The sequence below is a fragment of the Fructilactobacillus hinvesii genome (assembly GCF_024029435.1).
Lineage (GTDB): Bacteria > Bacillota > Bacilli > Lactobacillales > Lactobacillaceae > Fructilactobacillus > Fructilactobacillus hinvesii.
The window spans coordinates 789,587-801,168 of the sequence record NZ_CP097118.1 but is presented as its reverse complement, the minus strand read 5'-3'; the positions used below and the strand labels follow the sequence as shown (position 1 = coordinate 801,168).

Annotated in this window: 14 protein-coding genes; 3 read left to right on the top strand and 11 right to left on the bottom strand. The window is 44.8% G+C overall.

The features are described from left to right. Positions 1–8: 8 nt before the first annotated feature. The 10 genes from M3M39_RS04000 to M3M39_RS03955 form a co-directional block, all read right to left on the bottom strand. Positions 9–491 (bottom strand): ComE operon protein 2, encoded by a 483-nt coding sequence (locus tag M3M39_RS04000; protein WP_252796590.1) that lies wholly within the window; start codon positions 489–491, stop codon positions 9–11. A 63-nt stretch (positions 492–554) separates the two neighbouring features. Continuing rightward, positions 555–1,232 carry a ComEA family DNA-binding protein gene (locus M3M39_RS03995; protein ID WP_252796589.1) on the bottom strand — a complete coding sequence of 226 codons (678 nt, stop codon included), beginning with the start codon at positions 1,230–1,232 and terminating at the stop codon, positions 555–557. A 70-nt stretch (positions 1,233–1,302) separates the two neighbouring features. Further along, positions 1,303–2,352 (bottom strand): SepM family pheromone-processing serine protease, encoded by a 1,050-nt coding sequence (locus M3M39_RS03990; RefSeq protein WP_252796588.1) that lies wholly within the window; start codon positions 2,350–2,352, stop codon positions 1,303–1,305. After that, positions 2,345–2,827 carry a pantetheine-phosphate adenylyltransferase gene (gene coaD / locus M3M39_RS03985; RefSeq protein ID WP_252796587.1) on the bottom strand — a complete coding sequence of 161 codons (483 nt, stop codon included), beginning with the start codon at positions 2,825–2,827 and terminating at the stop codon, positions 2,345–2,347. The genes M3M39_RS03990 and coaD overlap by 8 nt, the downstream gene beginning before the upstream one ends. Further along, positions 2,824–3,387 carry a 16S rRNA (guanine(966)-N(2))-methyltransferase RsmD gene (rsmD, locus tag M3M39_RS03980; RefSeq protein ID WP_252796586.1) on the bottom strand — a complete coding sequence of 188 codons (564 nt, stop codon included), beginning with the start codon at positions 3,385–3,387 and terminating at the stop codon, positions 2,824–2,826. The genes coaD and rsmD overlap by 4 nt, the downstream gene beginning before the upstream one ends. A gap of 2 nt (positions 3,388–3,389) precedes the next feature. Continuing rightward, positions 3,390–3,644 carry a YlbG family protein gene (locus tag M3M39_RS03975; protein ID WP_252796585.1) on the bottom strand — a complete coding sequence of 85 codons (255 nt, stop codon included), beginning with the start codon at positions 3,642–3,644 and terminating at the stop codon, positions 3,390–3,392. Between the two features lie 13 nt (positions 3,645–3,657). After that, positions 3,658–4,851: an FtsW/RodA/SpoVE family cell cycle protein gene (locus M3M39_RS03970; RefSeq protein ID WP_252796584.1), complete on the bottom strand. Its 1,194-nt coding sequence runs from the start codon at positions 4,849–4,851 to the stop codon at positions 3,658–3,660. Positions 4,852–4,998: 147 nt separating this feature from the next. Then, the gene (typA, locus tag M3M39_RS03965) at positions 4,999–6,837 is read right to left on the bottom strand and encodes a translational GTPase TypA (protein WP_252796583.1); all 1,839 of its coding nucleotides are present in this window, start codon (positions 6,835–6,837) and stop codon (positions 4,999–5,001) included. 188 nt (positions 6,838–7,025) lie between these two features. Then, positions 7,026–7,322, bottom strand: a complete 297-nt coding sequence (locus tag M3M39_RS03960; RefSeq protein WP_252796582.1) for a UPF0223 family protein — start codon at positions 7,320–7,322, stop codon at positions 7,026–7,028. Continuing rightward, the gene (locus M3M39_RS03955) at positions 7,306–8,238 is read right to left on the bottom strand and encodes a lactate dehydrogenase (RefSeq protein ID WP_252796581.1); all 933 of its coding nucleotides are present in this window, start codon (positions 8,236–8,238) and stop codon (positions 7,306–7,308) included. The genes M3M39_RS03960 and M3M39_RS03955 overlap by 17 nt, the downstream gene beginning before the upstream one ends. Positions 8,239–8,414: 176 nt before the next feature. Here M3M39_RS03955 and def point away from each other — a divergent pair, with 176 nt between their 5' ends. Continuing rightward, the gene (gene def / locus M3M39_RS03950) at positions 8,415–8,975 is read left to right on the top strand and encodes a peptide deformylase (protein WP_252796580.1); all 561 of its coding nucleotides are present in this window, start codon (positions 8,415–8,417) and stop codon (positions 8,973–8,975) included. A gap of 40 nt (positions 8,976–9,015) precedes the next feature. Here def and M3M39_RS03945 read toward each other — a convergent pair whose 3' ends face one another. Beyond that, the gene (locus M3M39_RS03945) at positions 9,016–9,492 is read right to left on the bottom strand and encodes a hypothetical protein (protein WP_252796579.1); all 477 of its coding nucleotides are present in this window, start codon (positions 9,490–9,492) and stop codon (positions 9,016–9,018) included. A 159-nt stretch (positions 9,493–9,651) separates the two neighbouring features. Here M3M39_RS03945 and M3M39_RS03940 point away from each other — a divergent pair, with 159 nt between their 5' ends. Continuing rightward, on the top strand, positions 9,652–9,870 hold the full coding sequence (locus tag M3M39_RS03940; RefSeq protein ID WP_252797963.1) for a DNA-directed RNA polymerase subunit epsilon: 219 nt from the start codon (positions 9,652–9,654) through the stop codon (positions 9,868–9,870). Next, positions 9,870–11,561, top strand: coding sequence for a ribonuclease J1 (rnjA, locus tag M3M39_RS03935; protein ID WP_252796578.1), 1,692 nt, complete (start codon positions 9,870–9,872; stop codon positions 11,559–11,561). The genes M3M39_RS03940 and rnjA overlap by 1 nt, the downstream gene beginning before the upstream one ends. Positions 11,562–11,582: the final 21 nt, after the last annotated feature.

Genomic DNA, 11,582 nt, shown 5'->3' with positions numbered 1-11,582 from the left:
TTTAATTTTTAATCAACGGAAAGATAATCAGCAAAGGGTAAATTTTGTAACTGCTGAGGGTCAAGATTGATTTTTTCGACCTCCACAGCTTCTTTATTTAAAAGTCGTTCTGCATACTCGTTATTGTGATATTCGCGCAGATACTTAATTTTTTTAATCCCGGCCTGTAATAGCATCTTGGTACATTGTAAACACGGAAAATCAGTGACGTAAATTTCAGCATTATCAGTTGCTTCTCCAAATTTAGAACACTGCAAAATTGCGTTCATTTCAGCATGAATCGTGCGTTCACAGTGACCATTTACCAAGTAGCACCCTACATCGAGACAGTGATCATCACCAGAAACTGATCCGTTATAGCCTCCGGCAATAATTCGTTTATTGCGCACTAACACCGCTCCGACGGATAAGCGCTCACAGGTACTCCGACTGGAAATTAAAATTGCCTGCAACATAAAGTATTGATCCCACGGAATTCGTTTCTGTTTCATCACTTTACCTCCATTTGTAGCTTTGAATGGCTTCAGTATACCAAAAAACGGCTACTCAAGGGCTTAAACGGTCAAAGAATCTTGTAATTGAGTAACTGTTTTCGCGCCAAATCCGGGGACGTTTTTTAAGTCTGCGACCGTTTTAAACGAACCCGTTTGTTGCCGATATGCAATAATTTTTTCGGCTTTTTTAGCTCCAACTCCAGAAATCGATTGCAATTGAGTAACATCGGCTTGATTCAAATTAATTTTACTACCACCTGAGCTTGCACCCGTTGTCGAAGATGCAGATTCTTTTGAACTAGTAATCGCTGCATTGGGTGCTGGACCCACCGGTGGCTGCTCTCCTTGATTAGGAACGTACAAAATACTTTGATCCGTTGCCTTTTGTGCCAGATTAACCTGGTTAGCATCCGCACTCGCTAAAAAACCTCCCGCAAGTTGAATAACTTTATCCACCCGGGTATCCGGCGCCACCCGATAAACGCCCGGCTGCTTCACGGCTCCCTTTACATCTACAATCACGTTGCTGATTTTCTTTTCCTTACTAGTGGCCGGTTTAAGTTTAGCACCGGTCGTTGAAGTTGCCTGCATCCCATTAGTCAGCGGTACCGTTTGAGAGGCTTGGTGGGTCAGCCACCAGCATCCTCCCCCAAGCAATCCTAAACATAATGCCAGCGCTATCATTCCGGTCTTGATCTGCCACGACTGTTGTTCCCACCATTCACTGATTCTTTCCATTGTTCCACCCCTTTCTCTTTTTTAAGTACGCAAAAAAGCTAACTTTCCGTTCAGAAAGTTAGCTTTTAGCTTAGTGATTTTCTAGGTAATGCAATGCTTCGTCAAAAGAAGTAACCGGAATTACTTTCATTCCCGGAGCATACTTCTTAGCCGTTTCTTTAGCAACTTGATAGTTAGTCTTGTGACCTTCTTCCAAAGCTAAATTCATCTTGGTTGGTTTTACATACGGACAGAAGAAAACCTGAGCTCCACTCTTGTGAGCAGCAATGATTTTCTTATCAACCCCACCGATTTCTCCAACCTGACCGTTAGTTGCAATGGTTCCCGTTCCGGCAATCTTTTTAATGTTGTACTTGTGATGCGTTAACTGACTGTAAACTTGGAGTGCAAACATCAAACCACCAGAAGGCCCTCCAATTTGGCCGGGTTGAATCTGAGCGGCTGGATTAGTCTTAATCGACATATCATCAATCATCGTAATCCCAATTCCATTAAAGCCCTTCACGATTTCACGCTTGTGACCCTTCACCATCATCTGGCGCCCATCTCGTTTAAAGGTAATCGTCAACGGGGCGTTCTTTGGCAAACTCTTGATGTAGTTCACGTACTCAGTGCTCTTAGTTAACTGTTTACCGTTCACAGACTCAACTAAGTCTGCCGGACGGAGGCTGTTCTTAAAGTCTGACTGCGGAAACACATTTAGTACATACACCCCGTGATAACTCTTGACCACCGGTCGGTGTGCGTGTTGATAACCAACGGTAATCGCGTTGTTAATTGCGCTATCCATGTAGACCTTTTGCACGTTGTTAAAATCAGCATTATTTTGTCCGCCGGTAACATCATTTTGATTCTGGATGTCAATGTGGGGATCAAATAATTTCTGAACATACGAGTACGGCCGAGCTTGCGAAATTGAAACGGCTGTAATCATAAATTCGTTATTTTTCAGGGGCTTTTCCCCTTGAATTTTCACCATCGGTTGGATGTTAATTGCTTCACCCGGAGCTTCTACCACCTTATTAAGGGGCCAGAAACAGAACCAGAGTACAAAGACCAAGAAGGCTGCCACGATAAAGGCAGAGGCGGTCTTTTTATTCTTTTGCCAAAACTTACGCATGATCTCTCCTTCCTTGCAAAGCTCGTGCCACCGGAGCAGGTACAAACTTATGCACATCACCGCCAAACGAATTAATTTCCTTTACCATTGATGATGAAATTAATTCGTAATCGCGGTTTGCAAACAATAAAATGGTTTCAATTTGTTCATCCAATAAACCATTTAGATTAGCAATCTCTTGTTCATACACAAAGTCGCGAGAATCCCTAGTCCCGCGCACCACAATGTTAGTGTGTTGCGCCTTCACGAATTCTGCAGTCAAGCCGCTGTAACTAGCCACGCTGACGTTAGTTAAGTGGTCGGTACTTTCCTTAATTAAGTCCATCCGTTCAGAAACGGAAAACAAACTTTTTTTACTGGGATTGGTTCCAATTGCCACAATGACATGATCAAAAATTGCACTGGCCCGGGTAATAATGTTCAAATGCCCATTAGTCAACGGATCAAAACTGCCGGGATACACTGCTGTTTTCATGCTGCCGGCTCCTTTCCCCGATAAATCGTTACTAACGTTAAGCCGTAATCCTTTTGCCGCACCAAATCGTAATCAGGAATTTCTCCTAATTCAGCCGTGCGGTCAGTTTCACAAATCACCAATCCTCCTGGTCGAAGTAGCTGCAACTCAGTAATCTCCGCTAGCTGTTTCACCATTTGTTGTTGCGCATACGGCGGATCCAAAAAAATGATATCAAACCGTTCTTGTGCTTGGGCCAGCTTCTGTAAAGCATGCTCAGCTGGCATCTTCCACACCCGGACAGACTGGTCTTGATCAGTGATAATAGTCGCATTCTGTTTGATTGTTTTTATGGCCGCAAACTGACGATCAACTAGGACTGCCGCTTGCATCCCACGGGAAAGTGCCTCAAGCGCTACTGCCCCAGATCCCGCAAAGAGATCTAAAAAATTTCCTCCCTGAAAATATGGTCCAATCATGTTAAAGATTGATTCTCGAACCTTATCGGTAGTTGGCCGAGTTTTATTCCCAGGAACCGGATGAAGTTTACGTCCGCCGTAAGTGCCCGCAATAATCCGCATTCCTATCGTTCTCCTTCCGCCGCTTGGTTTAAGTCCTCAAACTGAAACGCAAGGATTTGTGTAGGGGCAACTTCAACCTTTTTAACCATTCGCAGCTGATTTAATTCGTGCATGATTTTATTCACTTCACCCTGTTTAACGTACAAAATGGCATAGCGCATCCGGCGCGAAACATACCGAAGATCACCAAACCGTTGCAACGTTTTAGCCTGCTTCACAGAAAATAAAGATAGTAACAATTCCGTTCGTTTTTCCATCGGTTGTTCCCTCCTAATTTTGTAAGGCGTGCAATCGAGACGTGCGTTTTTCCCGAATCGATTGCTCATTATGACTAATCTTCATCACGAGTCCCAAACACAGACTTAAGGTAATGATACTGGAACCTCCGTAACTAATAAACGGAAGCGTCACTCCCGTCAGGGGAACAAATCCGACTGCTCCACCGGCATTAAAGAGCGTCTGAATTAGCAGGTAAGCAGCTGTCCCATAACAAATCGTACTGTAATAAATGTTCGTAGTGCGAATTCCAATTTTAATTGTTCGCGCCACAATGATGAAGAGTAACAACATAATCACAATCACCCCAACCAAACCTAGTTCTTCTGAGATGACCGGTAAAATAAAGTCGGTGTTCGGTTCCGCCAGGTAGCCCATTTTTTGAATCGAGTTCCCGAGCCCGCGGCCAAACAACCCTCCATTACTAATTGCATAGTAAGAATTAATTAACTGCTGCCCTGAACTCTGGGCGTGCAAAAAGGGATCGGCAAATGAAACAAAGCGTTGCGCCTGATAACTATGACTGTTATCAGCAATTTTAATGATAAATTCTCCCAAGAAATGCAATAACACTAGTGGTAACAGCAAGCCAAAACCAATCACCCCCACGACAAGTTTGGGGGCCGTACTAGCAGCCAGAAACATAATGAGGATGATGAAGAGGTTAATGGCAAAGTTCCCCGTATCTGGTTGAATCAGAATCAAGATTAAAATGGCAACCGGCAATAGCAACGGTTTCCAGTTATAAGTCGTTGCCCGCCAGAGACCCTCCTGGGCGATGAAGCGCGACCGCTTGTTAAAAAGATTTGCGAAGTAAATGATGAAGTAAAACTTACAGAGCTCGGCCGGTTGCAGGTTGATTGGCCCCAGGCTAATCCATCCCGCTGCTCCGTTAATTTTTTTACTAATAAAAAAAACGACCAGCAGTAAGATTACCAGTAGGACACTAAAACCCATGATGGTATAAATGTGTTGGAAAAACCTAATGTTGATGCGATACATTAGAAACATCAATAGCATCGCCACAATGACAAAACCAATTTGTTTATGCATATAGGTGGTGGCAAAACCCCCGTGGGTCAGTCCGATGCCCGCACTAGAAGAATAGACCATCACAATTCCAATCCCACAAAGTAGCAAGTATGGAAAAAATAAATACCAATCTAGTCCCTTAAAAAACTTCTTCATCGTTCGTTCTCCGGCTTCCTTTTTTGATTTCAGTACTTTTATTGTACTATAAACGAGCGCAGTTTCATTAAGAAAACCATCCATAATTTCAGATTCACTTTTGCACACAAAAAAGAACACCATTGAATGGTGTTCTTTTTCGTTTTATTAACGGTTATGCTTTTGCTTCTTGGCAGCTTTTTCCCGTTCATTTGTATTTAAGATCCGTTTGCGAAGCCGAACGTGTTCAGGCGTTACTTCACAAAGTTCATCACTGTTCAAGAATTCTAGTGATTCTTCCAACGTCAAGTGCACAGGAGCCTTAACTTTGGCAATATCTTCTGAACCAGCGGCCCGGACGTTCGTTTGGTTCCGACCTCTTGTGATGTTAACAGAGATATCGTTATCCCGGGAGTTTTCTCCCACAATCATTCCTTCGTAAACTTCCGTTCCTGGATCAGTAAAGATCTTCCCCCGATCCTGAATGGCCATGATGGCGTAAGTCGTCACCTTCCCAGAGTTAATTGAAACTAAAGTACCGTTTCGACGGCCGGGGTCCCAGTTTTTAACTACGGGAGCGTACTTCTCAAAACTGTGGTTCATGATTCCGTATCCGTGGGTTAATGATAGGAACTGAGTTGAGTATCCAATCAATCCTCGCGAAGGAACTAAGAAGCTCAACCGAGTTTGACCGTTACCGGCACTTTCCATGTTCTGCATTTCCCCTTTACGTTGGGAAAGGGTATCAATGATAGAACCAGAGTATTCTTCCGGCGTATCAATTTGCACAGATTCGTATGGTTCACACTTCACACCGTCAACGTCTTTATAGATAACTTCAGGACGGGATACTTGTAATTCGTAACCTTCCCGCCGCAAAGTTTCAATCAAGATTGACAAGTGGAGTTCCCCACGACCAGATACTAACCAAGCACCGGGATCGTCAGTTTCTTCCACTCGCAAAGAAACGTCGGTGTGTAATTCCCGTTCGAGTCGATCAATTAATTGCCGAGCAGTCACAAACTTTCCGTCTTTTCCGACGAATGGAGACGTGTTCGTTCCAAAGGTCATCTGCATCGTTGGTTCATCAATCCGCAAGATTGGAAGTGGTTCTAAAGCATCTGGAGCAACCACCGTTTCCCCAACGTTAATGTCTTCCATCCCAGAAACTGCGATTAAGTCTCCGGCTTTAGCTTCGGTAATATCAACTTTGTTCAGGCCCACAAATCCCATGATCTTAGTTACCCTGAATTTTTGTTGGGAGCCGTCCAGCTTCATTACGACCACGTTGTCGCCGACCTTGATCTTACCTCGAAAGACCCGACCAATCCCAATTCGACCAACGAAGTCATCGTAATCCAACATAGCAACTTGGAATTGCAGTGGATCGTCTGAGTTATCGATTGGAGCCGGAATGTTGTTCAAAATGGTGTCAAAGATTGGCTTCATTGTGTGTTCTTGCGTATCCAAGTCTGAATCGAGACTGGAAGTTCCGTTCATCGCGGAAGCGTACACAACTGGGAAATCCAATTGACTTTCGTCAGCACCCAGTTCGATAAAGAGGTCTAACACTTCGTCAACCACTTCATCCGGACGAGCGCCGGGCTTATCAACCTTGTTGATTACCACGATTGGAGTTAAGTGTTGGTCTAAGGCCTTCTTCAAAACGAACCGCGTTTGGGGCATCGTTCCTTCAGCAGCATCAACTACCAGAAGCACTCCATCAACCATCCGCATGATCCGTTCCACTTCTCCACCGAAATCGGCGTGTCCGGGCGTATCCAAAATGTTAATTTGCTTGCCATCGTACTTAACGGCCGTGTTCTTTGACAAAATCGTAATTCCACGTTCCCGTTCAATCGGGTTCGTGTCCATGGCCCGGTCTTGAATTTGTTCGTGGCCATCCAAAGTATCGGATTGCTTTAGAAGTTCGTTCACCAAGGTCGTCTTCCCGTGGTCAACGTGGGCAATAATGGCGATGTTTCTAATATCATCTCTTGTTTTCAAATGTGGTTCCTCCTTCAAAGCAGTAAAAAAGCCAACAACTCAAGTCAATCGTCACACCAGAGAAAAAGCCGTGACACCGTCACAGCCTCTCCGCCTTCCATATTAACAATGTCAAAATCGTTTGATGCTCTTCTATTCGCTGTTAAAACTACGATTAATCATAGCACATTAATTAATAAACCGTCAAACTAATCAATTTTAATCCACTTGGCATTCGGATTGGACCCCGCTTGCTTGAGTACCTGGTAAATATCGAATCCGGAATTACGTTCAAACTCGAGCCGCAACTGGTTTTGCTCTGTCCGGGCCGGATTAATATCCTGAAAGCGTTGGTAACTCTGCATTAGTTGTTCACGCTGAACCCCGTGTGGTTGTTCGTAGGCCCGCTCGATGTTTCTGAAAAACTCCGTCACCTCGAGTAGTTCAGCTCTAGACCAGTCTTCCACAATGGGATAGCTATAGATATCGTTAGTGCGCTTCTTCATGTTGGCGTTCCTTCTTAATCTGTTCAATAATTTCTGTTGACCAGTTCAAATTATAGTCTAATTCGTCAGCTTCAGCATCAGCTAACTTGAACGGCAACTCATGAGCTAGGCCACTGCAATTTACCAACTTCGGCATTTGGTTGAGCGCAATTTGGTCACTCTTCTTTTCCAAGCTAACAACAGCGTGCACCGCGGATTCAGCGCCGGTCAGACACGCCAACAGTTTTACAATTGCTTGAATTTGCAGCACCGGATTAACCACCACCTGAGGATCCGTTACGGTTTGTTGCACCTTACCAATCAGGTCCGTGTCATAGTTGTTAGTCGGACTAGCCACGTAGGAAAGGAGCGAAGACGAGCCAACGTAAATGCGATTCCACGCTAGGACACAATTGGTGTTTAAACCACACGCGCTCACATTCACATCTTCGTCAGATACCTTAAAATTATCAATCAATTGTTCCCGTAACATCAATCCCACCGGAACGTTGCCAACCCCCATCAACTTATTAACGTCTAGTCCGGAAAAGGACGCTAAAAAGTACAAAAAGACCTCGTCGTGGGGCGCATTCACAATGATTTTCCCCTGAAAGGCGCGCTCCATCACATCATTAGTCATCGTCCGGAGTTCATCAATCTCTGGAGCTAGCAACGGCGCAATCTTAGTGGCATCCGTTTCTGATTGCGCATAAAAATCTAGTGCCGGCAAATAAATCAGGGTATCAATCATACTCAAATCGGCATCTGGTTTCAACGCTTCCAAGCGAAAATGACGACAGGCTCTAGTCCCCAAGAGCTCTGCATTCTCATCTTGATCCTCACAAAGTAATGTGACCGGTAGATCCATCATTGCTAAAGCCGTTGTCAGTTGATGAACCCGCGTGGGATTGCCTTTAATTAAGATTGGAGCTTGCATTCTTCTCATCTCCTAAAGATTAGTTCAACATGTCCTTTTTTAGATAGTAATAACCTAACATTAAGTTAAGATTTTGCAAAGTTTTTCGTAAAAGGTCGCTAAGATTTATTTTGCAAGCACGCGCTCGCTAGCCTATAATGAAATACGAATTATCACAACAAATGGAGGCTCTTACCTTGTATTTAATGAAAGATATCACCCGGGATGGTAACCCCGTCTTGCGCCAGCAAGCCGCCCCGGTCAAGTTCCCTCTGAGCGAATCAGATCGTGAGCTTGGAGAAAATATGATGGAATACCTAGAAATCAGTCAAGACGAAGAACAGTGTAAAAAACATCACCTACGGGCTGGAGTCGGCTTAGCCGCTCCCCAGGTTGGCATTTCCAAGTTGATGGCAGCCGTACTAACTCCCCCGGAAGAAGAAGGACAAGCATCTCCCTTTAAAGCTATCATGGTGAACCCCGTGATTGTTTCTAATTCGGTGCAACAAGCTGCTTTGTCCGTGGGAGAAGGATGTCTTTCCGTTGACAAAGATATTCCGGGTTACGTGCCCCGTGCCGACCGAATTACCGTTGAGTACCAAGATTTAGACGGAGAAAAGCACAAGGTCCGGCTCAAACACTACCCAGCAATCATCGTTCAACACGAAATTGACCACCTACATGGGACCCTCTTTTACGATCACATCAACAAACAGGATCCATTTGCCCAGGAACCAAACGAAATTTTTATTGAGTAACAAAAAGAGTTTCCCCATTGCAACAAAGGGGAAACTCTTTTTAGTTATCTAACCGATGTAAATCAGTCACGTATTCTTGGGTGGCACGATTAGCCAGATCGGCTACATCAAAGGATAGTTGTGATTGATTAATCCAACAATCGGTCACCAACAAACGCGACCGACCACTAGGGGTCACATAACCATCGGATCGCGCCTGTTTTTCCAAGGTGCTTGCTAGGAGTTGCGTAGTTTCTTCTTCGCCCGGATTATTCTCAAGGGCACAGCGGTATTCAAACACCATGATTCCCCGACCCCACACTCCGTCTAAAACTTCTGAATGGTCCAGTTCTCCCAGTTTCAGTGGCCCGGTTGTCACTTGAAACTGCTGTAACATGGCCCGCACTTCCTGATCCACCACTTGTTTGACGGTCTGTTGGTGGCGTTGGTTAGGCAACGTCACCAAAAAGTGGTGCAACACGTTGTAAATCGTCAGGGCAATTAAAACTCCCACGCCTAGTTCAATTATCGTCTTCATTAGTCGTTCTCCATTCGTTCAACATTCCTGCTCCCATTTTACCAGAAAACGCTCGATATATACTTGATTCACAATCTATGATAAAATTTAAGCAGGAGTTGGTCTACCAACGAACAGTTCGACACAAAAAATAATGAAATGATTAAAGGAGTACTAATTGTGATTTACAAAGTATTATACCAACCAAACCCACAGTCTAACTCTAAACGGGAAGCAACGAAGGCGCTCTATTTAGACGCCCAAACGCAAGCTGAAGTGCGTGATTTGATTGCTAAAAACACTGATTACCTCATTGAATTCATCCAACCACTAGCTGGTAAGCACCTTGAATTCGAACAACAAGAACCAGATTTTAAAATTACGGAGTTTAATAAATAATGAGTAAACTAAACGTCAAAAACAACGAAACGGCGATTTATGGCGTTGGTGGTTTAGGTGAAATTGGAAAGAATACCTACGGGGTCCAATTTCAGGATGAAATTATCTTGATTGATGCTGGAATTAAGTTTCCAGAAAGCAGTCAACTCGGGATTGATTACGTTATTCCTGATTATCAATATTTGGTGGAAAACCAAGCAAAGATTAAGGCCCTTGTCATTACCCACGGTCACGAAGACCACATCGGGGGCATTCCCTTTATCTTAAAAGCCATTAACGTTCCGGTCTACGCCGGTCCGCTCGCCCTGACTATGATCAAGGGCAAACTGGAAGAGCATGGGATGTTAAAACAAACGGAACTCCATGCCATTGATGAAAAGACGGTCTTAAAGTTTAAGAAGACCAGCGTCTCGTTCTTTCGGACGACTCACTCCATTCCAGACGCTTTAGGAGTAGCCGTGCACACTCCGGATGGTGTGATTGTCGAAACTGGAGACTACAAGTTCGACTTGACACCCGTCACAAACACCCCTCCCGATTTACAGGCGATGGCCAAACTCGGTGAGGAAGGCGTGCTGTGCCTAATGGCTGACAGTACCAACGCTGAAAAGCCAATTTGGACCAAGTCCGAGCGTTACGTTAGTGATTCAGTCCGGAAAATCTTTAAACGAGTTGACGGTCGAATTATCTTTGCGACCTTTGCCTCAAACCTTTCGCGGGTTATGACGGCTATCGATGCAGCCTATAAAAACGGACGAAAAATTGCCGTCTTCGGCCGCAGTATGGAAGCAGCCGTGGTGAACGGACGCGAATTGGGCTACATCAAGGTTCCTGATAAGGCCTTTGTGGACGCCAACCAACTGAAGTCTCTGCCTGCTAACAAGGTCATGATTTTATGTACCGGTTCGCAGGGAGAACAAATGGCCGCCCTATCCCGGATTGCCAACGGAACCCACCGTCAGGTTTCCATCGAACCAGGCGATACGGTGGTGCTTTCGAGTAACCCCATTCCCGGAAACGTGTTAAGCGTTAATCGGGTGGTTAATGAACTCGAAGAAGCTGGAGCCACGGTTATCAAAGGTTACGAAAACCACATCCATACCTCAGGGCACGGTGGTCAAGAAGAAGAAAAGTTGATGATTCGGTTGATGAAACCGAAGTTTTTCGTCCCGATTCACGGTGAATACCGGATGCAAAAGATCCACATGGGGCTCGCTGAACAATGTGGGATTCCCAAGGATCACTGTTTCATTCTCAGAAACGGTGACGTATTAGCGCTCACAAAAGATAGCGCTCGGATGGCCGGTAACTTTGCGGCTGGTGACGTCTACATCGATGGAAACGGAGTTGACACCGTTAACGAACAGGTCATCAAGGACCGCCAACTCCTCTCCGAAGAAGGTCTGGTCGTGGTTGTGGCTACGATTAACTTGAAGGACCGTGAAATTCAATCTGGTCCCGACCTGCTCTCACGTGGTTTTGTGTACATGCGTGAATCCGGTGAACTGTTGGATCAAGGACGCAAGCTCGTCTTTCGAACCATTCGCCGCGCCATGAACAATAAAAACGCCAGTGAAAAAACGATTAAAAAAGTAATTGTGAACGAACTGTCAAACTTTCTCTACGAAAAGACGGAACGCCGGCCGTTGATTCTCCCCATGCTGATTATGAATAACACGAATCAAAAATAGGTTCGTTTAAAAACAAATACC